Genomic DNA, 25,791 nt, shown 5'->3' with positions numbered 1-25,791 from the left:
ACGGCCCGTCAGGGTAGCAGCTAGGGATGGCACACCATAAAAAAGCGGAGCACACAGGCTCCGCTTTTTCTTTCATGCGAGTGCTCAGTTGGCTTACACCGGCTCTTCACTGCATTGCGGCACTGGCTGACGGAAACTGCGCGTTACAAACGCCAGATAGAGTAATCCGATCGTTGCCCACACCAGACCCAGCGTCATCGAGCTGGCTTCCAGATTCACCCACAGCGCGCCTACCGTCAACGCACCCAGCACTGGCAGCACGAGGAAGTTAATGGTGTCTTTCACGGTACGGTTACGGCGTTCACGAATATAGAACTGTGAAATAACCGACAGGTTCACGAACGTAAACGCCACCAGCGCACCGAAGTTAATCAACGCGGTTGCCGTCACCAGATCGAACGACACCGCAGACAGAGCAATCACGCCAACCAGCAGAACGTTCAGCGCTGGCGTACGCCATTTCGGGTGAATATAACCGAAGAAGCGCTCAGGGAAGACGCCATCACGCCCCATCACATACATCAGGCGGGAAACACCCGCGTGGGCGGCCATACCGGATGCCAACACCGTGACGCAGGAGAACACCAGAATAACGGACTGGAAGAATTTACCCGCGACGTACAGCATGATTTCCGGCTGAGACGCATCTGGCTCTTTAAAGCGAGAAATATCCGGGAAGTACAGTTGCAGGAAGTACGCCACGGCAACAAAAATCACGCCGCCGATCAGCGCCGTCAGGAAGATGGCTTTTGGAATCACCCGACCGGCATCCTGCGTTTCTTCCGACAGCGAGCTGATGCCGTCAAAACCAAGGAACGAGAAGCAGAGAATGGTTGCCCCGGTAATCATAGGCACCACGTGCGCGTTCTCAGACCAGAACGGACGCGTGCTGGTCAGCGTACCTGCACCTTCACCCAGATAAACACCGTGGATCACCAGACCCAGGAATACCGCCATGATAGCCACCTGTACCACCACGATAATGGAGTTCAGGTTAGCAACCAGATTGATGCCACGCAGGTTAAACAGCGTCATCAGCCCAACCAGCGCCGCGACAAAAATCCATGACGGCACGCCGGGGAAGATCGCTTCCAGATAGATTTTCGCCAGCAGAATGTTGATCATCGGCATGAACAGATAGTCCAGCAGTGATGACCAGCCGACCATAAACCCAACGTGCGGGCTGATCGCTTTTTGCGCATAGGTATAAGCAGAGCCCGCAGACGGGAAACGTTTTACCAGTTTGCCATAGCTCAGCGCAGTGAACAGAATAGCAACCAGCGCAAACGCATAGGCGGTCGCCACATGGCCGTCGGTCAGGCCAGACACGATACCGAAGGTATCAAAAATGGTCATCGGCTGCATGTACGCCAGCCCCATCATAACGACAGGCCACAGCGTGAGCGTTCTTTTTAGCTGAGCACGTTTGGCACCAGCATTAGGCAGGTGAGAATCAAGCGACATGACGCGCACCTCCGTTCATCACGGCAGGAGCATACGCACCGGAAACAAATGAATGGATACAGGGTTCGCCTGAATCACGATGAGAAGAGGTAGCTGAAACAGCACCAGAAATAACTTGCGACGGCGTCGCGCCATAACCAATACCTTTGCAGCCCAAACCGGCGGGCACCGGTGCGAAACTTACTAATTGCCCCATCTTTCCTTTCCTCACTGTGCTCACAGGCACACACAAAATTATCTATCCGGATCGTTGTCCGGCCTCTTTGGTTGAAGACCCTATACCCAGCAAACCTGAGCTACAGAGAAGGTAAGAAACCACACCAATACCCCTGTAACCTGAAGTATGACGAGCATAAATGTAAAAAAATAACCGACGCTATTAGACGTCGGTTATTTTGCAAGGCGCGTATTCTGCACCAGACGATCCCATCTGACAAGGCTCTGAGAACGTTGGAAACAATTTATTTATCCCCATCAGGCATCAAGCGGCATATACGTTGGTTTTTTGCATTCAAAACAGTCATGTTTTGCTCCGCAGCCTGAACCATTTAGGGTAAATACGTTAATACTTGTTATGAAAAACGTTGCTGTTATGTGTGAAGCTAAAAAATGTGTGAAGCCCAAACAAAAGCTTGTGCTTAAAAATTACAACTCCTGAAACCGCTTTTTCTTTTCGTTTTGTAATCTTTCCAGCTCAAAAATCACCTGCTGAAGATCCCGCTCCTGTGCCGCGTTCAGTGAAGGGAATTTGAAGCTCAAACGCTGCGTGAGTTTCAGTTCGCCTTTGTTATCGACAACCTTCACCATAGCCTGACCGACGAACTGCAAATCGACGCAGAAGAAACCGTGATCGGCAAGATCCATCTCCACGCTCTTAATGATGTCGCCTTCGGTCAACAGCCCCGTGGTGTCACGGTCGGTATACAGACTCAATCCGCCCAGAGAGAGATCTTTAATCGTAAACAGGAAAACACTCTCATCCGGCAGCTCGCCACGGCACGTCAACGGCGGCCACAGCGGCGTATTGATGCGGAAATAGGTTCTACGTTGGATAAGATAAAGCAGCTCAGGAATCTGCGCGCTGAAGGCTGGCAGCCCGTCGTACGTCACCGTTTTCGCGATTTCGGCATTAAATTCGACTTTTGCGCCAGCAGGCTCTGCGACAAAAGACAGCGATCCGGCATACAGCGCGCGGTTGTTTTCACGCTCAATGCCGCCTAAATCGAAGACAAACAGGTTGTTGTCCGGGACAACGTCAAGAATTTTACTGATGAACTGACCGTGAGAATGATGAACCATCAGAGACGTGTCATTCTTCTTTAATTCGCGCAGTGTTGCACAGATAGCCAGCTTGTTGCGCTTAACAAACTGCTCTTTCAAATTTTCATTCACCGCTTTCATCCCCACCATTTTTACATGGATTTGTGCCAATGGCTTATATTGATGCACGCCTCTCCGTTATCTTTCAAGTCCCATGTGTGCCACTACGATGCCACCGTACTGGCTGCATATTGAAAACGATTATGCGGAGCGTCTGAAATCGTACGATATAGATTTGTGCAAACGATATCGGCAGTTTGCCCAACTACTTTAGCGGAATAATAGAAAAAAAGTGAGCAGAAGCGACCAGATAATGGCGTTTTCTTGTACATCGTTGATTAGTACAACACTGCCATTATGCGCCTCTTCTGCCCCAGTGTATTGACGTCGCAGTGCTATTCAGTGGGATAGTGATACAGCAGCCAGGTTAACGCCAGCAAATCGGCACTGCCGCCCGGGCTAAGGTTTCTGGCAATCAGCGCTTCATCCATCTCTCTCAGCGCCTGCCGATCCAGCGTACCAGCCAGTAACTTCCGCGCGTAATCTTGCACAAACGCCAGCCCGTCCATGCCGCCGCGTGAAACGACATTGGTGTCAGGATTGTGAGCCATCAGTACCAGTAGCGTCCGTAACAGCGCGGTGTCGTCATCCGCCCCGGCAGCCATCGCCTGCTGCAAGGCAGGCAACGCATATTGGCATACGGTATTGAAACCGCTGGCGGCTTCTCCCCTCGCGCCCGTCAGGCCATGACGTTGATAGAGATGCTCACCCGCCGTCGCTGCTCCAGAACACGTCTCCAGCTCATTCCGTACCAAATCGTGACACATTGCCGCCACGCTGTCGCACAGGCTGCGCTGCGTCACAGGCTCTCCCCGCCCTGCCAGCCAGCCGGCGGCGGTGCACAGCAGGCCAAACGCGAAAATCCCACCTTTATGAGTATTCACGCCTTTCGTCGCTGACAGCATCGCCTGTTCGCAGGCGATGCCGATAGGTCGAACCTGAGACAGCAGCTGCGCTAGCGGTGTGTTAGCGTGCTGATAACCCGCATCGGTAAAATGCCGAAACCAGGGCGAAATCGCCTGAATACTGGTCTGAAACAGCGCCACATCCATATCACGATGAGCACCGTTATTGGCGCGATCCACCAGTCCGGGCTTCGGCGTCAGCATCACTTCCATCGTCAGCGCGTGCGCGACCCGCAGGTCGATGTCCGGTAACGGGTCACATTCCCGATAATCGCAGGCGGCGGAGCGGGACACCACAGCCGACAGTACAGCGTCAGGCTGGCGTAAAGTAGGCATTGACCTTTTCCTCAATGTGCTCGAGTAGCTCGGGCAGCGAATGGCGGCGCGAACGGCTACAGGCGTGCGCCATTTGATCGCACAACAGGCAGGTGCGCCCACGGTGCGCCAACATCGACCGGCCAATCGATCCCTCTTCCGGGCTGAAGATATCGAAATCCCACAGCCGCCCCAGTTCATGACTATCTTCCAGCGCAATAGTCGCCGCTTTCACCGACAGCGCATCTTTGGTAATCGCCCACAGCCCTTCCGCCCCGGTTGCCAGCCAGCATGTCTGCTGTTCCAGCACCATCCACCCTCTTGTCTGACACAAAAACGTGAATGCCTTGATCGCTTCGGTCATCACCTGCCGATAACCGTCGCTATCTTTTACCGGTCCCGGCGTAACCAGCGTCAGCGACACCAGCGTCGCACCGTGCCGGGCGAGCCATTCTTGCTGGCGAACTGCGCGGCGTTCCTTCGCCGCGAGTAAGGTTTCCAGCGAGATGGAAACAGCATTTGTCATCATCGATTCCCTCATGCGTTCACGCTTATTCGTCGGCTTCTTTCACCTGACGAACGACGTCAATCACGCTGCCATCGCGATAGCGAATAACGCCGACGATGCGATCATGAAACTCAATAGCACGAGGTTCGCCAACCAGCTCAATCGCACGCTGGTAAAGCGCCTCAATCGTCATCACCGTCAGCCCCGCCTGTTTCAGACGTTCAGCAACTTCAGGGCGCGCTGGGTTGACGGCAATGCCGTGATCGGTCACCAGTACGTCAATGCTTTCTCCTGGCGTAACGCGTGTCGTCACCTGGCGTACCACGGTCGGGATACGGCTACGAATCAGCGGCGCAACGACAATGGTCAGGTTTGCGGCCGTCGCGACGTCACAGTGACCACCGGACGCGCCGCGCATCACACCGTCGGAGCCGGTGATCACGTTGACATTAAAATCGGTGTCAATTTCCAGCGCGCTGAGAATCACCATATCCAACTGATCGCAGCAGGCCGCTTTAGAACTTGGATTGGCGTAAACGTTAGTGGAAATCTCTACGTGATTTGGGTTCTTCGCCAGCGACGCCGCCGCATTGGCATCAAAACACTGGGTATCGATCAGTTTTTCGATCAGCCCTTTTTCGTGCAGATCGACAATACCGCCAGTGATCCCACCGAGAGCAAAGCGCGCCACGATATTCTGCTGACGCATTCTGTCTTCAAGGAAACGCGTACAGGCCGTCGAGGCCGCGCCAGAACCGGTCTGGATAGAGAAACCGTTTTTGAAATAGCCGGCATGTTCAATGACGTCTGCCGCTGAACGGGCAATCAGCAGCTCACGCGGATTGCTGGTGACGCGCGCTGCGCCCACGCTGATTTTGGCCGGATCGCCGACTTCATCAACCTGAACGATATAATCCACCTGATCCTGCACGATGCTGGCTGGCATATTGGGGAACGGCACCAGACTTTCGGTCAGCAATACCACTTTACGGGCAAACTGTGCGTCAACCATCGCATAGCCCAGCGAGCCGCAGCTGGATTTCCCGACGGTGCCGTTGGCGTTACCAAATTCATCGCTGCACGGTACGCCCAGAAAAGCGACATCGATATTCAGCTCACCGCTTTGCAGCAAATGCACACGGCCGCCGTGAGAATGGATCTGTACCGGCTCTTTCATGAGCCCGTGAGAAATGGCATCAGCCAGCTTGCCGCGCATCCCAGAGGTATAAATCCGGCTGACCACGCCCGCTTTAATATGGTCGATCAGCGATGCGTTACAGCTCATCAGCGAGCTGGAAGCCAGCGTCAGATCGCGAAAGCCCATGCGTGCCAGTGTATCAACCACCCGATTAATGACTTTATCGCCTTCGCGAAAATGGTGATGGAAAGAGATCGTCATCCCATCTTTCAGGCCGCTGTGACGAATGGCGTCTTCCAGATCGGCACACAGTTTGCGCTCATGCTTTTGGGCGACGTCATTCAGCCACGGCGTATTCTGATTGGCGTTGACGAAGGGTTGCAGATGACGTTTTTCCGGGTACTGCTTTTGCAGTGCTTCAATAAAATGACTCATTGTCTAATCCTGTGATTCCTGAGAGCGGCCGTTGCGGTGTAATCGCGCAACGGCTATTTGCGAACGCCGGAGGCCTGAGCACGTTCCAGCACCCTTCTGGCGTGGTCGATAATCGGCCCGTCGATCATTTTTCCGTTCAGGGAAATAACGCCCAGACCGGCACGTTCGCCCTCTTCGGCGGCTTTGATCACCAGATGGGAATAGTCCACTTCATCCTGCGTGGGGGCATAGGCGTTGTGTAACAGCTCAATCTGGCGCGGGTTAATCAGGGATTTACCGTTGAAGCCCAGCTTGCGGATCAGATCGACCTCTTTCAGGAAGCCGGCATCGTCATTGACGTTGGGATAGACCACGTCGAAGGCGTCGATACCGGCAGCGCGGGCTGCGTGCAGCACCGCGCAACGGGCATAAAACAGCTCAGTGCCGTCACCACGTTCCGTTTGCATATCCATCACGTAGTCAAACGCCGCCAGCGCAATTCCGATCATACGTTCGGAAGAACGTGCAATCGCGACCGCGTTGATTACGCCGACCGCAGACTCGATCGCAGCCATGATGCGTGTGGAGCCGACTTCACGCCCGCAGGCTTTTTCGATACGGACCAGATGGTGTTCCAGTTCATCCACATCATCGGTGGAGTCCGTTTTCGGCAGGCGAATCACATCGGCACCGCCGCGCACGGCCGCTTCAAGATCCAGCAGGCCAAACGGCGTACTTAACTGGTTGATACGCACGACGGTTTCAATGTCGCGGTACATCGGGTGTTGGAGCGCATGGAAAACCAGCAGGCGTGCGGTATCTTTCTCCCGCAGGGAAACAGCGTCTTCCAGGTCGAACATAATAGAGTCAGGCTTATAGATGAACGCATTGGACAACATGGCGGCGTTGGCACCCGGGAGGAACAGCATACTGCGGCGAAGTTTATTCATTATAATTTCTCCCATTCAATCTGCTGTCCGTCTGTCGCACGCAGTACCGCGCTTTGCACGCGAGCACGGATGACACAATCCAGCGCGCCTTTGTCATCCACAATGATCGTCCCTTCCTGTACGCCTAGCGCCTTCAGCGTCTCATCCACAACCTGTTTGATTTGGTGGCCGAACTGTTTCATGACTTCGCTGTTAATGACCACGGTGAGTTTCCCGTCTGCCGGCGCCACTTTGACCAGCAAATCGCTGGATTCAAAGGTGCCCGCCAGGGACTCCTTAACAATCTTCATAGATTTATCCTGATTAATTTTAATTACGCGTATTCGGGTTCGTAGTAGTGCTGTAAATGCTCAAAAGTTGAGGCAGGCACGATGTCCTGAATACGACTGTACTGCCGAAGTTTGAGTAATTTCCTGACTTCCGAGGCGGAAATAGCCAGCCCTGAGGTTTGCCGCTTACGTTCAATTTCAATCACATTTAGCGCAGGGGAAGACATCGTCTGGTCTTTTTCCAGCCAATAGTGCATGTCCTGATTGTACTGATACGTCACCGGGCAAAAGGGTTCGGTGCCGACGAAGCGCTGGGTGATCCCGAGCGCTGGCGCGATATATTTCCTGAAAATGATTAAATCCAACGCCGCATGGGCGCGGGTGATTAGCTTCTCTTCCTTCAGAAAATAGCCGGGAAACGTCGCTTTAGAGATCATGTAGTTTGAGCCGGCATGTACCGTCAGATTGCGGATGTGTTCCACGCCGCGCTGTACCATTTCCAGACGTTCGCTAAACGGGAAAAAGGAAACGTCTTCTCGTACCACGAAGACGTGCAGCCAGTCGCACGACTGCGCCGCATGTTCTGCCAGATAGCGGTGCCCCAACGTGAAGGGATTCGCATTCATGACAATCGCGCCAATCTTTTTATCTGCCCGCGTCGCGAGCGATTCAGGGTGCGCAAAAGCCGCCAGAGACTGGCAATACTGCTGAATGCCAATCGGTGTGTTTTCCATCAGTACCGCACTGTCCTGATAGCGCGCCAGCGGGTAGAAACCACATCCGCGGAAGATGTCGACATTTTCCGGCCGGGTATAGAGAAACAGGTGGAAGTGCCCGCGCTGCGCTGCCTGCTGCATCACTTCATTCACCACCTGCACGCCCAGATTGAGGTGTCTGAATTCAGGGTCGACCGCAACGCACTTAATGGTGTTGGAGGCCAACCCCGCGCAGGCAATCATCCGCCCGCCTAGTTTGCCAACCACCACGATGTCAATATCGTCATCCATGCCGAGCTGGCAGTGTGCAAGGAAGTGGCGTACCGCGTTCCTCTCCTGCTCCCGAAGGCGCACATCCAGCGTGTCAAAAAAGACGGAATCATTGGCATACATCACGGTTCTTCCTGCAACTCGAATTATTTAGGGCGATCATTGCAGGCTGCCGGTTTTAACGCCGACAGCCAGGTACTTACACTTGCACTCAGTGCGCAACGGCTTCCGCAGCGGTCGGAACCGATTTCAACGGCGCAGCCGCATCCACTATCGTGTTGCGCAAATGGCCAATGTTCTCGATTTCAACTTCAATGCAGTCACCCGCGTGCATAAACAGCGGCGGATTGCGTTTTTTCCCCACGCCACCCGGTGAACCGGTGATGATCACATCGCCCGCGCTCAGTTCAGTAAAGGTGCTGATGTATTCAATCAATTCAGCCACTTTGTGGATCATGCTGCTGGTGTTGTCGTCCTGCACCATGCGGCCATTCAGATACGTGCGGATCGCCAGCACATGCGGATCGGGAATTTCATCCGTGGTGGTCAGATAAGGGCCGAACGCGCCGGTTTTCTGCCAGTTCTTGCCTGCGGTAAACCAGCTGTGCTGCCAGTCACGCGCAGAGCCGTCCATGTAACAGCTGTAACCCGCGACATGAGAAAGCGCGACATCCTGAGCAATATTCTGTCCGCCTTTACCGATAATGACCGCCAGTTCGCCTTCATAATCGAACTCGCTGGAATAATGCGGCTTGATAACGGGTGTCGCGTGTCCGGTTTGCGAATCCGCAAAGCGCACAAATAGCGTTGGCGCGGGATTCAGTTCATTAAATTCCTGACGCTTAGCGGCATAATTCATTCCCACACACAGAATTTTCCCAGGCGTAGTAATAACCGGTAAAAACGTCACATCGGCGACCGCAATATCCGGCGTACTCATACTGAATTCATGCGCAACCTGTAATGCATTCTGTGCCAGTAATGCTTTCAGATCGGGGTAACGGTGGCCAATTTTACTGCCGAGATCGATTAATCCCGTTGGCGTATAAATGCCGTAACTGTCTTTACCGTTATAACGATAGCTTGCAAGTTTCATAATATTTCCTGTGCAAAATAAACCCACGCGTATTGGCGGTTTTTATTTCGTTAACTCAACACATTTTTTCAACGTAATATTTATTTGGTTCAGCCTCTTTTATTTTCTGAAGAGCATCAGACTAAAAAGTTGGCGAGCACCAGCAGTGAAACCGAAACGTTAATCGCGCCGCCGATACGTGTGGCAATCTGCGCGAAAGGCATCAGCACCATACGGTTACCTGCCGTCAGAATCGCGACATCACCGGTACCGCCCTGTCCGCTCTGGCAGCAGGAGATAATGGCAACATCAATCGGGTGCATACCGATTTTTCTACCCACAAAGAAACCGGTCGCGACCAGCGTTACCACGGTAGAAATAATCACCAGCAGATTTTGAATCGTAAAAGCGTTCACCAGTTCCTGCCACGGCGTAATCGCCACGCCAACGGCAAACAGAATCGGATACGTCACAGAGGTCTGGAAGAATTTGTAAACGACCTGAGAACCTTCCAACATTTTCGGTGAAACGCCGTGAGCCAGCTTCACCAGCACCGCTGCGAACAGCATGCCAACCGGTGCAGGCAGGCCAATCAATTTATGGCCAAGCATGCCCACCATATACAGCAGGATGGCCAGCAGCGCGCCTGAAGCAATGGTCGTAACGTCTGCTTTGCCGCTAAAGGCAGAAGCCGGTGTGCTGCTTGCGCCGCCGCCCAGATTATTGCCTTTATTCGGCATCAGCTCGCCTTCACCGGTCAGGTGTGGATAGCGTTTACCCAACTGATTCAGCACGCCGGCGAGGATGATGGCAGTCAGGCTGCCCAGCATTACGATAGGCAAGACGCGTCCCAGCGCAACGCCCTGATCCATATGCAGAATCGTGGCATAGCCGATAGACAGCGGGATTGCTCCTTCACCCACCCCGCCCGCCATAATCGGCAGAATCAGGAAGAAGAAGATTTGGAACGGATCCAGACCGAGCGCAATGCCCACGCCCATCCCCACCAGCATCCCGGCGATTTCACCGCACAGCATCGGGAAGAAAATGCGCAGGAAGCCCTGAATCAGCGTCTGCCGATTCATACTCATGATGCTGCCGACAATGATGCAGCAGATGTAGAGATACAGGATGTTGGTACTTTTATAGAACTTGGTCGTGGATTCAACGACAACGTCCGGCAGCAGGCCATAATGCACCATCGCCGAAGGAATGAAGGTCGCACAGATTGCCGCCGCCCCCATTTTGCCGATAATGGGCAGACGCTTGCCAAATTCACCACAGGCAAACCCGAAGAAGGCCAGCGTCGCCACCATCACGACGATGTCGCTCGGCAGCTTGCCGTTCAGGCAATCGATACCGATTAATACTCCCGCCAGCACAAAGAGCGGCACAGGAATAATACCTACTTTATAGGTATCAAGAATGTGCCACCATTTTTCCTTTAATGAGACCTTCCCAGCCGCCTCATTATTTACAACAATATATGAATCATCAGTCGTACTCATAACTCACTCCCCGTTTTATTTTGTCAGCACATCATAGGGGCCAGGCACATATTATTATGTGATTCCCTTCAAATTAAAAAATGAGTTTTAAAGGTGTTTATGGTTTTTATGGTTTATATTCAGAAATCGTTTATTACGCAGGCAGTTAGCCGAATTTACACTCAAAATAAATTTTAAGGTTTTTATGGTGTTTATGGTTTTTATTTCCTAAAAATGATTATGTTGATAAAAAGTAATTAAGTTGTTTGCTAAAGAAAAAAGAGTCGTTTAATTTTATCTATTCATTCTTACCGCCATAGTGGTAACAATCTATTTAAACGTGTTATTGCTCACAAGTTTTTTCCTCTCAGTCCATTCTTATTACCTTTCGTGATAAATTCAGCAGCTATTTCTCGTTTACCGTCAGGCAACCACACATCATGAGATTGAGACTTTCCTTTCATATCAAATTATTTATCTATTTGATCGTCTTCTTCTCTGTGTTACTTCTGATGACAGGTATTTATTATTATCACGATATCGATAAGCAACTGTATTCTGAACTGGGCACGCGCGCGCAGGTACAGGCCAGAGAGATCGCCATCATCCCGACGCTGGTTGAATCGGTAAAAAATAGAGATATCAAACAGATATACACTCTCGCTCAGCAGTTAAAACAGCGTAGCGATGCCAGCTATATCGTGATCGGCGATAATCAGGCGCGTCATCTGTTTCATTCTGAATACGCGGAAAGCGACAAGCTCGTCGGCACGCAGATGGTCGGCGGCGATAACTTCGACGTATTAGCGGGAAAAAGCGTGATCACCGTGCGCCACGGCAGTATAGGCGTCTCACTACGCAGCAAAGCGCCAATCGTCGCTGACGGTCAGGTTATCGGTATTGTCTCCGTTGGCTACCTGAAAACTCACATCGACAACCTGACGCTCAGTAAGCTGGCGCATATCCTACTGGCCATTCTGGCGCTGTTTGTCGCACTGTTTATCTTTTCCTGGTGGTTCTCACGTAACCTGAAGAAACAAATGTTTGGCCTCGAACCCCTTGAGATTCGCATGTTAGTCAGGCAACAGAAAGCGCTGCTCGAATCGATCTACGAAGGGGTTATCGCCATCGATAAACAGCACCGTATCGCTGCCATTAACCATGCCGCCAAAGAGATTCTCGGGTTGAACGAACCCTCTTATCTGTTGCGCGGCAAGCCAATTGATACCGTGATTAAACCCGTGCCCTTTTTCTCCGGCGAGGCCATGTGGAACAGCGATACCCACGATGAGATCTGTCGCTTCAATCACGCCACAGTGATTGCCAGCCGGGTGCGAATTATGCTGGAAGACGAGCTTCAGGGCTGGGTCATTAGCTTCCGCAGCAAGAACGATATCCATACGCTTAGCATGCAACTCAGTCAGGTGAAGCGTTACGCGAACAGCCTGCGCATTCTGCGCCATGAGCAGTTGAATTGGACGGCGACGCTGGCCGGGCTGCTGCACCTAAAACGCTATGACGAAGCGATCAAATATATTGAAGCGCAGTCGGAAAGCGCGCAGGTGGTGCTGGATTTTGTTTCCCGCCGCTTCTGTTCACCCGCGCTATGTGGGCTACTGCTGGGTAAGTACGCGACGGCTCGGGAAAAAGGCATCGAGATTGTTTTCGATCCACGCTGCCAGCTCACCCATATTCCCCCCGCGCTGAGCGAGACGGAGCTCATGTCCATCATTGGTAATTTGCTGGATAACGCGATGGAAGCCACATTAGCCACAACGGCGCCACATTATCCTGTCGAGGTGTATATCTATGACAGCGAACAAGAGCTAGTCATTGAAGTCGCCGATCAGGGAACGGGTATCGATCCGGCGATTGCCGATAGCCTGTTCGAAATGGGCGTAACCAGTAAAACGCAGGGCGACCACGGGCTAGGGCTGCATTTGGTGGCTAGCTACGTTAATCAGGCACAGGGAATTATCGAAGTTTCGGCCAACCAGCCGAATGGCAGCGTATTTTCTCTATTTATACCGATATCCCCCCAATAATTTAAGCGGCGTGCATTGAACAACGCACAGGCCACTTGAGGTATAACGGGTGCCAGGTTTTATTTTATGTTTCAGAGACTAACAGGGATTCACACCATGCAGCACACTGAACATTTCGATGTCTTAATCGTTGAAGATGAAAGTAAGCTGGCAACTATTCATGCTGAATTTATTGAAAAACATTTCAATCTGCGTGTCGTCGGGATTGCCGCTACGCTTTTTGAAGCCAAAAAGCTCCTTCAGCAGCACAGGCCACGCCTGATCCTGCTCGATAACTATTTGCCCGACGGTGAAGGGGTGTCGCTGATTGAAAGCCAACTGCTCAAAGGAATGGACTGTTCCGTCATCTTTATTACCGCTGCCAGCGATATGAATACCTGCGCGCAGGCCATTCGCTGCGGGGCTTTTGACTACATCATCAAGCCGCTCTCCTACCCGCGGCTGCGCTCTTCACTGGAGCGATTTATTCAATTCGTGAAAACTCAGCACACGTACAAAATTGTCGATCAGCAGAACGTCGATATTCTCTATCAGCTGCAATCGTCCGGCGCCGCCCCCTCCTCGTCAGCAAAAGGCATTGAGGAAAACACGTTGGGGCTGATCAAGCAGATTTTTGCCAGCGATGGCGGTGAGACACTGTATTCAGTCGATGATATCGTCGAAAAAACCGGGCTTAGTAAAACGACGGCGCGCCGCTATCTGGAGTTTTGCGTTGAAAGCCAGTTTCTCGATATCGAAATGCGTTACGGAAAGATTGGTCACCCACGTCGGCTGTATCGTACAAAGCACACCCACTAGGTATCTCCCCTACTCTCTGGCGGCGAAATTTGTCACCAGAGGGTATCCATTACCGTCAGGGACAGACGCCGATGTGAGACACAGACGATAAAAAGTGTGACAAAAGTCCCGGACAAAGAATAACGCCATTAATCAGTCTGTCAGATCTACCGGCATTAAGAACAAACTTAACCATTCGTTATTTTCATCCTATTTGTATTTCAATATATTTCTAATTTAGCCACTTCCCTCTCTATTTTTTAAAATTTAAAAAAATAGTCACGATTTCCTGTGTTTATTCTTAAACGATTGCAGTAACACACATTGGTAATTCAACCGGCACCTGCTGTGCAGTTGTCCAGCCGCGAGAGATAAACCTCACAAATTATTATTAGTTTTTTCTCTCACACTAAAAAAAGCCACCATAAATCCGATAAGCACTATGGGTCATACCTTATTAATACTTACCGACACCAGTAATTTACCCCGGAGAGACGTCATGTTCTTAGCCAAAAAAATCAGAAATCTTAAAATATCCCAAAAGCTTTATCTTGGGTTCGGGGTCATCCTGCTACTGGTCATCATCGCATCGCTACTCAGCGCAGGGCGTTTCAGAGAAATTCGTGATATTTATGAGAAAACCAATCTTATTTACAACATCAACATCGAAGTTTTTCAGGCCAAAATAAACCGCCTGAAGTATTTTTATTCTTATGATGAAAAATCGCGTGAAACCATGGCGGGTTTCGTTAAACACGCATCAGAATTAACCGCCGAAGCAAAAACACTCTCATGGAGTCCAGAAGGGGCTACTCTCGTCAATGACCTTGACCAGCACCTGACCGAATTCCAGAACGCTATCACCGAGATGGGAAAAGCCACGCAGCGCGTGGTAGAGAACCGCGACAAAATCAGCGCCGCCAACGGGCAAAACATTACCGCAGATTTTTACACCACACTGCGCCAACAACCTGCTGATAGCGCCACACAGTCTCTGACTGAGGATTTGGCAACACAGGTTTCAGAACTGAAGCCGCTCTCCTATGAGTTGCAGCTTAAGCAAAATGCTGATGCCGCGAAGAAGCTCGATGAGGCTTTTAGCCGCGTTGACAGCAGCTATCAGGCTGCCGTTGCGGCGCTGACGCCTGAGCAGAAGGTTGCCGTAGAGGACTTGCGAAGCTATGTCACCCGCTATAAAAAGCTCAATAGTGATTACTTTCAGAGCGTCAACGACCTGAGAAAAGCAGAAGACGGCGTGAAGGTCGGCGGGGATAAAAGCAGCGCCTCCATTAAAGCGATTATCACTATCGTCAAAGAGAAGAATGACGCGCTGGCATACGGCTCCGCGACCATCACAATGATCATTGGCCTCGTCGCCGTGGTGATCGGCATTATTATCTCGCTGCTGATTACCCGCCAAATCACCCGCCCCGTAATTCATAATCTTTCTCTGGCGGAAAAAATCGCCGCAGGCGATCTGACCTCAACGATCGTGGCTGACCGCAATGATGAGCTGGGCCAGTTAACGGCCGCCATGGGGCGGATGAATGAAAAGCTGCGCCATATGATCAGCGATGTGCGTGACAGCGTGGACAGCGTGTCCGCCTCTGCGGCCAAGATTGCCGCCGGTAATAGCGACCTCTCCTCGCGCACCGAGCAACAGTCTGCCGCCGTCGTGGAAACCGCCGCCAGCATGGAAGAACTGACGTCGACCGTAAAAAACAACGCCGAGAACGCCAAACAGGCGAGTCAAATTAGCACTGAAGCATCACAAAATGCGCACAAAGGCGGCGAAGTGGTACGAGATGTGGTGGATACCATGTCAGGCATTTCAGACAGTTCACGCAAGATTGCCGATATTACCGCCGTTATCAACAGCATTGCTTTCCAGACCAATATTCTGGCGCTTAACGCCGCCGTAGAAGCCGCAAGAGCCGGTGAACAAGGTCGTGGGTTCGCCGTGGTTGCCAGCGAGGTACGGACGCTTTCTCAACGCACATCGCAAGCCGCGAAAGAGATCGCCAGCCTGATATCAGAATCGGTGTCGCGCATCAATGTGGGCACGCAGCTGGTTGCCAATGCGGGTACCGCGATGGATCAGATTGTCTCGTCCGTCTCGCGGGTTAACGACATCATGGGGGAAATCGCTTCGGCTTCCGATGAGCAAAGCCGCGGCATTGAGCAAATCTCCCGCGCCATCAGCGAACTGGACACCACGACGCAGCAGAATGCGGCGCTGGTGATGGAATCCTCGATCTCCGCTAACTCGCTGGAAGAACAGTCTGCCATCCTGGAAAGCATGGTAGCGAACTTCCGCCTGTCCGATCACGAGGGGCGTAAACCAAAAGCGAATATCCCTGGTTTGCCGCCACAGCAGAAACGCCTGTTGCCTGCATCAAAACAATCGCAGGACTCCAGTTGGACAACGTTCTAATGCTCCACCTCTCAGCCCTGATATTCCGTCAGGGCTGAATTCAATAGAACAATATTATTTCAAAAATAAATAAATCATCGAATAATCAGTTAGCTACGTTATTTTGTCATTATTTACATAAAACACTATGCATTTGCACAGCCCGCCTTGATACCCATCACAGAATGTTATTATCCCCTACTTTGACACTAACATCGCGATAACACAGCCCGATAACTCATGTAGTGAGACATGAAATTGTCGTTTGCAGTTAAATAGCAATCAACAGTGAAATAGCAGTCAGCAGTGAAAGAGTGGTTAGCAATAAAACGTAGTCATTTTTTTTACTAAAAAGCGACATACATGGAGAGTTATAATGCAGCATCTTGCCAGTCGAATTCGTAACACCAAAATTGCTCATAAGCTGTATGCGGGATTTGGCATTATTTTATTACTCGTGATTATTGCCTCATCGCTTAGTACAAAAAGATTTAAAGACATTAAAGACATCTATGAAAAAACCAATCTTATTTACAGCGTAAACATTGAGGTATTTCAGGCAAAAATAAATCGCGTTAAATATTTCTACGCGCCCGATGAGAAAACAAAAGATATTCTGGCAAAATTTGTTAAAAGCGCGACCGATTTAACAGACAGTGCAAAAACGCTGGCCTGGAGCGCCGACGAGTTAGGCCACATTAACAGCTTAAAAGAAAATTTAGAGAGTTTTCAGACCTCAGTATCCGCCATGTCCGTTGCGACGCAGAAGGCCGTTGGGATTCAGGAAAAAGTCACTCAACTGCATGCACAAGCCACGCTAGAGCCCGTGACACAGGCCATTCATAGCACCAGTTCATTCCCCGATAACGATGCTTATTACGCTCTTAGCAAGTTGGCTTTCTTGTTAAGTGAAGTACAAAAGCTGAGTTATGAACTACAAATAACAAAAGATGAGAAGACATTAACGGCACTGAATAGCCGTTATGCAGAAACGGAATCAGCCTATCAGGCATTGCCAATTTTACCTGCCGACCTGAAAAGCCAGGCCGATGCATTACGAAATAACATTAAGCAGTACCAACAGCTTAATGCAGACTATTACACCGCGTTCGATGACGTGAAAAAAGCAGAATATCTGGTCATGAGAGCCGGTACGAAAAGCAGCGCAGATATCAACGCGCTGACGGCTATTATCAAAGCGAAAAACGATGAACTGGCCTATCATTCTGCCACCGTTACCATGATTATCGGCCTTATCGCCGTCATCATCGGTATCATTATTTCGATCTACATCACCCGAATAATCACCAGACCTATCATTCATAACCTGTCGCTGGCAGAACGTATTGCCAGTGGCGATCTGACCACCTCGATTCATACCGATCGCCACGATGAACTTGGTCGGCTTACCCTCGCGATGGGCACGATGAATGAGCAACTGCGCCACGTTATCTCCGAAGTGCGGGACAGCGTCGGCAGTGTCAGCCAATCAGCAAGTAAAATCGCCACAGGCAATAGCGATCTTTCATCACGTACCGAGCAGCAGTCGGCCGCCGTCGTGGAAACCGCAGCCAGCATGGAAGAACTGACGTCGACGGTGAAAAACAACGCCGATAACGCCAAGCATGCCAGCCAGATCGCCGCCGATGCCTCCAAAAATGCCCTTAAAGGCGGCGAGGTTGTGAAACAGGTTGTGACGACCATGGACAATATCGCGGCCAGCTCCAGGAAAATCGCCGATATCACCACCGTCATCAACAGCATTGCCTTCCAGACCAACATTTTGGCGCTGAACGCCGCGGTAGAAGCCGCACGCGCCGGCGAACAAGGCCGCGGTTTTGCCGTTGTGGCAGGCGAGGTCCGCAGTTTGTCGCAGCGCAGCTCTCAGGCCGCCAAAGACATCGAAGCCCTGATCTCAGAATCGGTCGAACGCACCAGTGCGGGTAGCCATCTGGTTGCGGTTGCCGGAGAAACCATGGAGCAAATCGTTGCTTCCGTATCTCGTGTGAACGACATCATGGGGGAAATCTCATCCGCCTCCGAAGAACAGAGCCGGGGAATTGGGCAAATCGCACAGGCCATCAGCGAGCTGGACACCACGACGCAGCAAAACGCCTCGCTGGTGATGGAATCCTCCATTTCCGCCAACTCGCTGGAAGAGCAGGCCGTGCTGTTAGAGAAGTTACTCGAACACTTCCGCGTGTCCCAATCTGACAACCGCGCCGCTTCACGAGCGTCATCCTCTACGCCACGGCATGCGTTGCCAAAACGAGTGTCAACGGCGGACAAAAAAACCGCCTCGTCAGAAAGTGACTGGACGTCGTTTTAACCCCTCACGCCCGGATAGCCTCATGCGTATCCGGGCGTATCAAGCACTCTGTTCGTAGTATAAAAAACCGTGATATCAAAGCCCTGATGCACGTTGCGGTCAGTTCCGCTAACCTTCGTTCAACGGCATTGTTGAAGGATTAGGGTACTGATAGTCAAACCCAAGTTCATGGCAGATACGCAGCCCATCAACAATCCGACCCTGATCGCTCTCGGTTACGGGGGCAAACTGCGGTGGAGACACGCGCAATCTGCGCGCCTGTTCGGGGTAAAAATCCTGTCTGGCCGGGTGTTCTGGCGCGCACAGGTTATAGATATGTCCACCGTTCGGTAGCTTAAGCAGCAGCAGAATAGCCGCCAGCACATCTTCCTGATGCACCAGATTCACACCATGATTGCCACGCGGCAAATGGGTTTTACCGGCAAGAAAACGTCCGGGATGGCGATCGCCGCCGACCAGTCCCGCCAAACGCAGGATATCGACGGAGGTATCAGGCAGATGCTGTAGCCACTGTTCGAGGGACACCAGCGTCTTCCCAGCGACCGTCGTCGGCTGTAGCGGCGAGTTTTCTCTTACCGTGCCGCTGCCATCACCATAGACCGAGGTTGAACTGGTGAAAATAATGCGCGGAACATGAAACACGCGCGCCATATTCACCAACTGCTGTACCGCCTGGGCATACCCTTCTCCCCCCTCCGCCGTTCGGCTGGCGGGCAACGTCACGACCAAGACATCAACCTGTAGTAACGCGCTAAGCTCGTCAGCGTCGCATTCCAGTTCCGGCGTTAGAGCCAGTTGATAGCACTCAATCCCACTCATACGCGCCGCTTCCACGCCATCCAGAGTGGTTTTTGTTCCCGTCACGTGGTAGCCGTGTCCATTCAACGTCAGAGCCAGCGGCATACCTAGCCAGCCCAATCCAACAATCGATACTTTTTTCATTGCCATCCCCTCATGAGGAATCATCTTACTTCGGCTATCGTGGTGCTAATAAGATAAACGATGTTCACCCTATGATGCTAAACCGTCATTATAGCTGTTCATCACATTTAGCAGGAGAGCGATAATATTTGATGGGACAAGAGATAACAAATTGGTGGGGTAGCATGCAGCGGTGAATCAGAGAAAACGTTGGGGCGTGCATTAGCATCCCCAACGTGAATAGAATGAACGATTAGTTATTAAAACATTGATATGTCCATAGTGAATTCGTATGGTTTGCTATATCGAGGATAAATGCTAATTGAGCAATATGCACCTGACGTTAGTTTCTCTGCTGAAGAACTAAACACCGGGCCAGTATTATTTAACACATATCCCGCGGTAAACTTACATTTCTCTCCAGCTTTGTTTTGATATGTAACATTTGTCGAATATTGACTATAGGTATTGTACATCGGAAAAGAGCCTGTTTGCGTGGCACCTTTAGCTACTGAAGATGGGAATGTTGCATTCCAATCCTGTGCGACTCTTACCAGTTCTTCGCCACCATAAACAGAATATTTAATTACCGCTGGCCTTGTTGTTTCAGCGATAACATCAGCAATGGAGAAAGAACCATAGAGCGCCAGTGCTCCTATCATTAACCAAGATCGTACACCGTATTTCATTTCTATATCCTTATATTAATCACATAAAGTAACTTCTACTTTTTATTAGTAGTGGGAAATACCTCTCCACACTACGACCTTAACGTTATAAAAAATCAATCACACTATTAGTTTGATAGCTATATCATTCCGGTAATAATTAAAAACACATTTTAGACAGTGACCATTATGCCGCATCACTAATTTCTCTCGTTCTCACAAGAATCATTAAATTAGTGATGTGTATAAAACCAATTCTCATGAAATATCTTACAACTTACCCAAGGGGAATTAAATTAGCATTTAATAAAAAAACAAAATTATGCATTCATAGAATTATCATTTATTATCCTTATCGTTAACTTAAATATAGTTTATATCCATTATTATCTATTAGATTTTGATACTCATGTGCTTTCCTCACCCCTGCTCTTTCCACTCACCTGCCCCCACAACAATGCGTATCCCCAATCAGTGCTAAAAAAGAGTTGCACAACGGCCCATACATGGTTTAGGTTATCCAGTAAGCAGTAGCTATTGATTTAACAATCGTTGACACAACAAAGAGACAACTTATGACACGCGTTCTGTTTAACCACCATCATCACCATCATCCTGATTAGTCTTTCGGGCAATTGGTGCTGGAAGACGTTCAGATCTTCCAGTGGCGCAGAACACAAAGAGAGCCCTCGGAAGATCATCTTCCGAGGGTTTTTTTATGCTCACTCTATTTCCAAAAATTTAAATTTGACAGGTTAATGAGGTTTCCATGCTGGATAAAACACGTTTACGGATAGCAATGCAGAAGTCAGGCCGCCTGAGCGACGATTCTCGCGAACTGCTGGCACGCTGCGGGATCAAAATCAACTTACAGCAACAGCGTCTGATTGCGTTCGCAGAAAATATGCCGATTGATATCCTGCGCGTACGCGATGACGATATCCCCGGTCTGGTGATGGATGGCGTAGTTGATCTGGGCATCATCGGCGAAAACGTGCTGGAAGAAGAGCTGTTAAACCGCCGCGCTCAGGGCGAAGATCCGCGTTACTTCACGCTGCGCCGTCTGGACTTTGGTGGCTGCCGCCTGTCGCTGGCGATGCCGCTGGACGAAGCCTATACCGGTCCTGAATGTCTGCAAAATAAACGTATCGCCACCTCTTATCCTCACCTGCTCAAACAGTATCTCGACAGACAATCTGTCAGCTTCAAATCCTGTCTGCTTAACGGTTCCGTCGAAGTTGCGCCACGTGCCGGTCTGGCCGATGCCATCTGCGATCTGGTATCAACTGGTGCCACACTGGAAGCCAACGGCCTGCGCGAAGTGGAAGTGATTTACCGCTCCAAAGCCTGCCTGATTCAACGCGATGGCGAAATGCCCGCAGAAAAACAACAGCTGATCGATAAACTGCTGACCCGTATGCAAGGCGTGATTCAGGCGCGCGAATCAAAATACATCATGCTGCACGCGCCTAGCGAACGTCTGGAAGAAGTCATTTCCCTGCTGCCCGGCGCTGAGCGTCCGACCATTCTGCCGCTGGCGGGTGACCAAAGTCGCGTCGCCATGCACATGGTCAGCAGCGAAACGCTGTTCTGGGAAACGATGGAGAAGCTGAAATCGTTGGGAGCCAGCTCCATTCTGGTTCTGCCTATTGAAAAAATGATGGAGTGATGACGATGGCTGATAACACCAACAGCACCGGCAGTTTCAGCACGCTCGTCGACTGGCAGCGCTGCTCTGCAGAAGAGCAGCGTCAGCTACTGACTCGCCCGGCCATTTCCGCGTCAGACCGCATTACCGCCATCGTCAGCGACATTCTGACAAACGTAAAAAGTCGTGGTGATAACGCCCTGCGTGACTACAGCGCCCAGTTTGATAAGGTTCAGGTGAATGCGATTCGCATCACCGATGCCGAGATCGCCGCTGCCGCGGCGCGTCTGGGTGATGACGTCAAACAGGCGATGGCGATCGCCGTGCGCAATATTGAAACATTCCACAACGCGCAAAAGCTGCCGACTGTCGATATCGAGACGCAGCCGGGCGTGCGTTGCCAGCAGCTCACTCGCCCTATCGCGACCGTCGGCCTGTATATTCCTGGTGGCTCCGCCCCGCTGCCGTCAACCGTACTGATGCTGGGTACGCCTTCGCGCATCGCCGGCTGCGGTCGCGTTGTGCTGTGCTCCCCGCCGCCGATTGCCGATGAAATTCTGTATGCCGCCCAGCTGTGCGGCATTAAAGAAGTCTTTCAGCTCGGTGGTGCGCAAGCGATTGCTGCGATGGCGTTTGGCACCGAGAGCGTGCCGAAAGTGGACAAAATTTTTGGCCCTGGCAACGCGTACGTCACGGAAGCCAAGCGTCAGGTTAGCCAACAGCTTGATGGCGCAGCCATTGATATGCCCGCTGGCCCATCCGAAGTTCTGGTTATCGCCGACAGCGGCGCGACGCCCGCGTTTGTCGCCTCCGACCTGCTGTCGCAGGCAGAGCACGGCCCGGATTCACAGGTCATTCTGCTCACGCCAGACGCAGCCATGGCCAAAGCCGTGGCGGACGCCGTTGAAGAGCAACTCACGCAGCTGTCCCGTGCGGACATCGCGCGTCAGGCACTTGCCAGTAGCCGCGTCATCGTCGCGCGTGATTTGGCGCAGTGCGTTGAAATCAGCAATCAATATGGTCCAGAGCACCTGATCATCCAGACGCGCGACGCCGAATCACTGGTTGATAGCATCACCAGCGCCGGTTCCGTGTTTTTGGGCGACTGGTCACCGGAATCCGCTGGCGACTACGCCTCCGGCACTAACCACGTTCTGCCGACCTATGGCTATACCTCAACCTATTCAAGCCTGGGTCTGGCCGATTTCCAGAAGCGCATGACCGTACAGCAGCTCACGCCGCAGGGGTTACTGCAACTGGCACCGACCATAGAAACATTGGCACAGGCCGAACAGCTGACTGCCCACAAAAACGCCGTTACCCTGCGTGTCGCAGCACTGAAGGAGCAAGCATGAGCAGCATTGAAGAACTGGCACGTGCCAACGTCCGGGCGTTAACCCCCTACCAGTCTGCCCGTCGTCTGGGCGGCAACGGTGATGTTTGGCTGAACGCCAATGAATACCCGGAAGCCCCCGCGTTTCAATTGACGCTACAGACGCTGAACCGCTACCCGGAATGTCAGCCGGTACTGGTCATCAATCGTTACGCCGAGTATGCGGGTGTTCAGCCGGAGCAGGTTCTGGTCAGCCGCGGTGCCGACGAAGGCATCGAATTACTGATCCGTGCATTCTGCGAACCGGGGAAAGACGCCATCCTGTTCTGTCCACCGACCTACGGTATGTATGCCGTTAGCGCCGAAACGTTTGGTGTAGAACGTCGCACAGCAGCCAGTAAAGCTGACTGGCAGTTGGATCTTGAGTCTATTGAGGCACAGTTGGATGGCACCAAAGTCATTTACGTTTGCAGCCCGAATAACCCGACCGGGAACCTGATTGCACGGGAAGATTTACGCCAATTGCTCACGATGGCACAGGGAAAAGCGCTGGTCGTTATCGATGAAGCCTATATTGAATTCTGCCCGCAGGCGACTACCGCAGTATGGCTGGCCGAGTTTCCTCATTTGGTGATTCTGCGTACCCTGTCCAAAGCCTTTTCGCTCGCCGGGTTGCGCTGTGGCTTTACGCTGGCAAACCCTGAAGTGATTCAGCTTCTGCTGAAAGTTATTGCCCCTTATCCACTGTCCACTCCCGTGGCGGATATTGCGGCGCAGGCGCTGAGCCGTGAAGGGATCGCCAAAATGAAGGCGAATGTTGAGGAGATTACGTCAGCTCGCCGCTGGCTGAGCGATGCCTTAAAAGACATCCCCTGCATTGAAGAAGTCTTCCCCAGCGAAAGTAACTATCTGCTGGCGCGCTTCACCGCCTCCCCTTCGGTATTTAAAACGCTGTGGGATCAGGGCATTATTCTGCGTGACCAAAATAAGCAACCGAGCCTTGCGGGCTGTTTGCGCATTACTATCGGCAACCGCTACGAATGTGAACGCGTTGTTGCTGCATTACAATCATTGCCGGGCATCAACGCTTAATTTTAAGGAGCTCACGTGGGCCAGAAATACCTCTTTATCGACCGTGACGGAACATTGATTGCTGAACCGCCTGAGGATTTTCAGGTTGACCGTCTGGATAAACTGGCGCTGGAACCAGATGTCATTCCCTCGCTGCTGGCGCTGCAAAAGGCCGGTTATACGCTGGTGATGATCACGAATCAGGATGGGCTGGGAACCGAGAGCTTTCCGCAGGAAACCTTCGATCCACCGCATAACCTGATGATGCAGATTCTGACATCGCAAGGCATCCATTTTGAGCAAGTGCTGATCTGTCCACATTTGCCGGCGGATAACTGCACTTGTCGCAAACCCAGAACCGAGCTGGTAACCAGCTATTTGAATAATGGCCTGATGGATGTGGCGCATAGCTACGTCATCGGCGACCGCCAGACCGATATCCAACTGGCGCAAAACATGGGCATTACCGGCCTGCTCTACCAGCGCGGCGGGCTGAACTGGCAAGCCATTACCAACCAACTGACCAAGCGTGACCGTCATGCGCACGTCAACCGCGTCACGCGTGAAACCGCGATTGATGTGAACGTTTGGCTGGATCAGGAAGGCGGCAGCAAAATTAACACCGGCGTCGGCTTCTTCGATCACATGCTGGATCAAATCGCCACCCACGGCGGCTTTCGCATGAATATTGAAGTGAAAGGCGACCTGTATATTGACGATCACCACACGGTAGAAGATACCGGTCTGGCGCTGGGCGAAGCGCTGAATAAAGCGCTGGGTGACAAACGTGGCATCGGTCGTTTTGGCTTTGTCCTGCCAATGGATGAGTGCCTGGCGCGCTGCGCACTGGATATTTCCGGGCGTCCGCATCTGGAATACAAAGCGGAATTCAGCTACCAGCGCGTGGGCGACCTGAGCACGGAAATGGTCGAGCACTTCTTCCGCTCGCTGTCTTATTCCATGGCCTGTACGCTGCACCTGAAAACCAAGGGGCGTAACGATCATCACCGCGTGGAAAGCCTGTTTAAAGTCTTCGGGCGCACGCTGCGCCAGGCAATTCGCGTCGAGGGTGATACGCTGCCGAGCTCGAAAGGAGTGCTCTGATGAAGGTCGTCATTCTTGATACCGGCTGCGCCAACCTCTCTTCGGTAACCTATGCCGTTCAGCGATTGGGGTATACCCCCGTAGTCAGTCGCGAGGCCGAGATAGTCCTGCAGGCAGATAAGCTGTTTCTGCCGGGCGTTGGCACCGCGCAGGCGGCGATGAATCAACTGGAAGAGCGTGAACTGATCGCGCTGATTAAAGCCTGTACTCAACCGGTTCTCGGTATTTGCCTCGGCATGCAGTTACTGGGCACACACAGCGACGAAAATGGCGGTATCCCCACGCTGGGGATTGTCGATTCGCCAGTGCAAAAGATGGTTGACCACGGCTTGCCGCTGCCGCACATGGGCTGGAATCAGGTCATTCCGAAGGCCGGACATCGTTTGTTCCGCGATATAGATGACGGCGCCTATTTCTATTTCGTTCACAGCTACGCCATGCCGGTCTGCGAAAACACGATTGCACAAGCCAACTATGGTGAAGCGTTCACCGCCGCGCTGGAAAAAGATAATTTCTTTGGCGTGCAGTTCCACCCTGAGCGTTCTGGTGCTGCGGGCGCGCAGCTGCTGAAAAACTTTCTGGAGATGTAGA

23 protein-coding genes and 1 other annotated feature are annotated in these 25,791 nt (G+C 51.8%); of the genes, 10 read left to right on the top strand and 13 right to left on the bottom strand.

Annotation, left to right across the window (positions count from 1 at the left end; all coding sequences use genetic code 11):
* Positions 1-93: 93 nt before the first annotated feature.
* The 11 genes from R9X49_RS05400 to R9X49_RS05350 form a co-directional block, all read right to left on the bottom strand.
* The gene (locus tag R9X49_RS05400; protein WP_319847485.1) at positions 94-1,464 is read right to left on the bottom strand and encodes an APC family permease; all 1,371 of its coding nucleotides are present in this window, start codon (positions 1,462-1,464) and stop codon (positions 94-96) included.
* Positions 1,454-1,660 carry a hypothetical protein gene (locus tag R9X49_RS05395; RefSeq protein WP_319847484.1) on the bottom strand — a complete coding sequence of 69 codons (207 nt, stop codon included), beginning with the start codon at positions 1,658-1,660 and terminating at the stop codon, positions 1,454-1,456. Before R9X49_RS05395 ends, R9X49_RS05400 begins: the two co-directional genes overlap by 11 nt.
* A 449-nt stretch (positions 1,661-2,109) precedes the next feature.
* On the bottom strand, positions 2,110-2,865 hold the full coding sequence (locus R9X49_RS05390; protein WP_319848590.1) for a flagellar brake protein: 756 nt from the start codon (positions 2,863-2,865) through the stop codon (positions 2,110-2,112).
* A gap of 314 nt (positions 2,866-3,179) precedes the next feature.
* The gene (gene citG / locus R9X49_RS05385; protein ID WP_319847483.1) at positions 3,180-4,085 is read right to left on the bottom strand and encodes a triphosphoribosyl-dephospho-CoA synthase CitG; all 906 of its coding nucleotides are present in this window, start codon (positions 4,083-4,085) and stop codon (positions 3,180-3,182) included.
* On the bottom strand, positions 4,063-4,590 hold the full coding sequence (gene citX, locus R9X49_RS05380; protein WP_319848589.1) for a citrate lyase holo-[acyl-carrier protein] synthase: 528 nt from the start codon (positions 4,588-4,590) through the stop codon (positions 4,063-4,065). The genes citG and citX overlap by 23 nt, the downstream gene beginning before the upstream one ends.
* A gap of 25 nt (positions 4,591-4,615) precedes the next feature.
* Positions 4,616-6,145, bottom strand: coding sequence for a citrate lyase subunit alpha (gene citF, locus R9X49_RS05375; protein WP_319847482.1), 1,530 nt, complete (start codon positions 6,143-6,145; stop codon positions 4,616-4,618).
* 53 nt (positions 6,146-6,198) lie between these two features.
* A complete protein-coding gene (gene citE / locus R9X49_RS05370; protein WP_014915099.1) occupies positions 6,199-7,074 on the bottom strand; it encodes a citrate (pro-3S)-lyase subunit beta in 876 nt (291 codons plus the stop codon).
* Complete coding sequence (citD, locus tag R9X49_RS05365) at positions 7,074-7,364, bottom strand: citrate lyase acyl carrier protein (RefSeq protein ID WP_319847481.1); 291 nt, start codon at positions 7,362-7,364, stop codon at positions 7,074-7,076. The genes citE and citD overlap by 1 nt, the downstream gene beginning before the upstream one ends.
* A gap of 23 nt (positions 7,365-7,387) precedes the next feature.
* Complete coding sequence (gene citC, locus R9X49_RS05360; RefSeq protein ID WP_319848588.1) at positions 7,388-8,452, bottom strand: [citrate (pro-3S)-lyase] ligase; 1,065 nt, start codon at positions 8,450-8,452, stop codon at positions 7,388-7,390.
* A gap of 88 nt (positions 8,453-8,540) precedes the next feature.
* Complete coding sequence (locus R9X49_RS05355) at positions 8,541-9,425, bottom strand: fumarylacetoacetate hydrolase family protein (protein WP_319847480.1); 885 nt, start codon at positions 9,423-9,425, stop codon at positions 8,541-8,543.
* A gap of 116 nt (positions 9,426-9,541) precedes the next feature.
* Positions 9,542-10,912: a 2-hydroxycarboxylate transporter family protein gene (locus R9X49_RS05350; RefSeq protein WP_319847479.1), complete on the bottom strand. Its 1,371-nt coding sequence runs from the start codon at positions 10,910-10,912 to the stop codon at positions 9,542-9,544.
* A 419-nt stretch (positions 10,913-11,331) separates the two neighbouring features.
* Here R9X49_RS05350 and R9X49_RS05345 point away from each other — a divergent pair, with 419 nt between their 5' ends.
* The 4 genes from R9X49_RS05345 to R9X49_RS05330 all read left to right on the top strand — a co-directional run bounded on the left by R9X49_RS05345 (position 11,332) and on the right by R9X49_RS05330 (position 18,455).
* The gene (locus tag R9X49_RS05345; protein ID WP_319847478.1) at positions 11,332-12,936 is read left to right on the top strand and encodes a sensor histidine kinase; all 1,605 of its coding nucleotides are present in this window, start codon (positions 11,332-11,334) and stop codon (positions 12,934-12,936) included.
* Positions 12,937-13,032: 96 nt separating this feature from the next.
* On the top strand, positions 13,033-13,734 hold the full coding sequence (locus tag R9X49_RS05340; RefSeq protein ID WP_319847477.1) for a response regulator: 702 nt from the start codon (positions 13,033-13,035) through the stop codon (positions 13,732-13,734).
* Positions 13,735-14,212: 478 nt separating this feature from the next.
* A complete protein-coding gene (locus R9X49_RS05335) occupies positions 14,213-16,147 on the top strand; it encodes a methyl-accepting chemotaxis protein (RefSeq protein ID WP_319847476.1) in 1,935 nt (644 codons plus the stop codon).
* 355 nt (positions 16,148-16,502) lie between these two features.
* Complete coding sequence (locus R9X49_RS05330) at positions 16,503-18,455, top strand: methyl-accepting chemotaxis protein (protein WP_319847475.1); 1,953 nt, start codon at positions 16,503-16,505, stop codon at positions 18,453-18,455.
* Between the two features lie 108 nt (positions 18,456-18,563).
* Here R9X49_RS05330 and R9X49_RS05325 read toward each other — a convergent pair whose 3' ends face one another.
* Both R9X49_RS05325 and R9X49_RS05320 read right to left on the bottom strand, forming a co-directional pair.
* A complete protein-coding gene (locus R9X49_RS05325) occupies positions 18,564-19,397 on the bottom strand; it encodes an SDR family oxidoreductase (protein WP_319847474.1) in 834 nt (277 codons plus the stop codon).
* A 239-nt stretch (positions 19,398-19,636) separates the two neighbouring features.
* Positions 19,637-20,065: a hypothetical protein gene (locus R9X49_RS05320; protein ID WP_319847473.1), complete on the bottom strand. Its 429-nt coding sequence runs from the start codon at positions 20,063-20,065 to the stop codon at positions 19,637-19,639.
* Between the two features lie 554 nt (positions 20,066-20,619).
* On the opposite strand from R9X49_RS05320, the gene hisL reads away from it, so the two are divergent.
* The 6 genes from hisL (at position 20,620) to hisH (ending at position 25,790) form a co-directional block, all read left to right on the top strand.
* Entirely contained in the window at positions 20,620-20,667 is a 48-nt protein-coding gene (hisL, locus tag R9X49_RS05315) for a his operon leader peptide (protein WP_106389040.1), read from the top strand.
* Positions 20,643-20,764, top strand: a sequence feature (His leader region). It overlaps the preceding gene by 25 nt.
* 49 nt (positions 20,765-20,813) lie before the next feature.
* The gene (gene hisG, locus R9X49_RS05310; RefSeq protein WP_225087855.1) at positions 20,814-21,713 is read left to right on the top strand and encodes an ATP phosphoribosyltransferase; all 900 of its coding nucleotides are present in this window, start codon (positions 20,814-20,816) and stop codon (positions 21,711-21,713) included.
* Between the two features lie 5 nt (positions 21,714-21,718).
* Entirely contained in the window at positions 21,719-23,047 is a 1,329-nt protein-coding gene (gene hisD, locus R9X49_RS05305; RefSeq protein ID WP_319847472.1) for a histidinol dehydrogenase, read from the top strand.
* Complete coding sequence (hisC, locus tag R9X49_RS05300) at positions 23,044-24,117, top strand: histidinol-phosphate transaminase (protein WP_319847471.1); 1,074 nt, start codon at positions 23,044-23,046, stop codon at positions 24,115-24,117. The genes hisD and hisC overlap by 4 nt, the downstream gene beginning before the upstream one ends.
* Before the next feature lie 15 nt (positions 24,118-24,132).
* Positions 24,133-25,200, top strand: coding sequence for a bifunctional histidinol-phosphatase/imidazoleglycerol-phosphate dehydratase HisB (gene hisB / locus R9X49_RS05295; protein ID WP_319847470.1), 1,068 nt, complete (start codon positions 24,133-24,135; stop codon positions 25,198-25,200).
* The gene (hisH, locus tag R9X49_RS05290) at positions 25,200-25,790 is read left to right on the top strand and encodes an imidazole glycerol phosphate synthase subunit HisH (protein ID WP_015839992.1); all 591 of its coding nucleotides are present in this window, start codon (positions 25,200-25,202) and stop codon (positions 25,788-25,790) included. Before hisB ends, hisH begins: the two co-directional genes overlap by 1 nt.
* Position 25,791 lies beyond the last annotated feature (1 nt).

Source organism: Pectobacterium carotovorum, assembly GCF_033898505.1.
Taxonomy (GTDB): Bacteria; Pseudomonadota; Gammaproteobacteria; order Enterobacterales; family Enterobacteriaceae; genus Pectobacterium; species Pectobacterium carotovorum_J.
This window is presented reverse-complemented; position numbering and strand designations above follow the sequence as displayed.

Bases quoted from the DNA above. Each gene is read 5' to 3' on its own strand.
- R9X49_RS05400 (WP_319847485.1), bottom strand. From the start codon at position 1,464: ATGTCGCTTGATTCTCACCTGCCTAATGCTGGTGCCAAACGTGCTCAG.
- R9X49_RS05395 (WP_319847484.1), bottom strand. From the start codon at position 1,660: ATGGGGCAATTAGTAAGTTTCGCACCGGTGCCCGCCGGTTTGGGCTGC.
- R9X49_RS05390 (WP_319848590.1), bottom strand. From the start codon at position 2,865: ATGAAAGCGGTGAATGAAAATTTGAAAGAGCAGTTTGTTAAGCGCAAC.
- citG (WP_319847483.1), bottom strand. From the start codon at position 4,085: ATGCCTACTTTACGCCAGCCTGACGCTGTACTGTCGGCTGTGGTGTCC.
- citX (WP_319848589.1), bottom strand. From the start codon at position 4,590: ATGACAAATGCTGTTTCCATCTCGCTGGAAACCTTACTCGCGGCGAAG.
- citF (WP_319847482.1), bottom strand. From the start codon at position 6,145: ATGAGTCATTTTATTGAAGCACTGCAAAAGCAGTACCCGGAAAAACGT.
- citE (WP_014915099.1), bottom strand. From the start codon at position 7,074: ATGAATAAACTTCGCCGCAGTATGCTGTTCCTCCCGGGTGCCAACGCC.
- citD (WP_319847481.1), bottom strand. From the start codon at position 7,364: ATGAAGATTGTTAAGGAGTCCCTGGCGGGCACCTTTGAATCCAGCGAT.
- citC (WP_319848588.1), bottom strand. From the start codon at position 8,452: ATGTATGCCAATGATTCCGTCTTTTTTGACACGCTGGATGTGCGCCTT.
- R9X49_RS05355 (WP_319847480.1), bottom strand. From the start codon at position 9,425: ATGAAACTTGCAAGCTATCGTTATAACGGTAAAGACAGTTACGGCATT.
- R9X49_RS05350 (WP_319847479.1), bottom strand. From the start codon at position 10,912: ATGAGTACGACTGATGATTCATATATTGTTGTAAATAATGAGGCGGCT.
- R9X49_RS05345 (WP_319847478.1), top strand. From the start codon at position 11,332: ATGAGATTGAGACTTTCCTTTCATATCAAATTATTTATCTATTTGATC.
- R9X49_RS05340 (WP_319847477.1), top strand. From the start codon at position 13,033: ATGCAGCACACTGAACATTTCGATGTCTTAATCGTTGAAGATGAAAGT.
- R9X49_RS05335 (WP_319847476.1), top strand. From the start codon at position 14,213: ATGTTCTTAGCCAAAAAAATCAGAAATCTTAAAATATCCCAAAAGCTT.
- R9X49_RS05330 (WP_319847475.1), top strand. From the start codon at position 16,503: ATGCAGCATCTTGCCAGTCGAATTCGTAACACCAAAATTGCTCATAAG.
- R9X49_RS05325 (WP_319847474.1), bottom strand. From the start codon at position 19,397: ATGAAAAAAGTATCGATTGTTGGATTGGGCTGGCTAGGTATGCCGCTG.
- R9X49_RS05320 (WP_319847473.1), bottom strand. From the start codon at position 20,065: ATGAAATACGGTGTACGATCTTGGTTAATGATAGGAGCACTGGCGCTC.
- hisG (WP_225087855.1), top strand. From the start codon at position 20,814: ATGCTGGATAAAACACGTTTACGGATAGCAATGCAGAAGTCAGGCCGC.
- hisD (WP_319847472.1), top strand. From the start codon at position 21,719: ATGGCTGATAACACCAACAGCACCGGCAGTTTCAGCACGCTCGTCGAC.
- hisC (WP_319847471.1), top strand. From the start codon at position 23,044: ATGAGCAGCATTGAAGAACTGGCACGTGCCAACGTCCGGGCGTTAACC.
- hisH (WP_015839992.1), top strand. From the start codon at position 25,200: ATGAAGGTCGTCATTCTTGATACCGGCTGCGCCAACCTCTCTTCGGTA.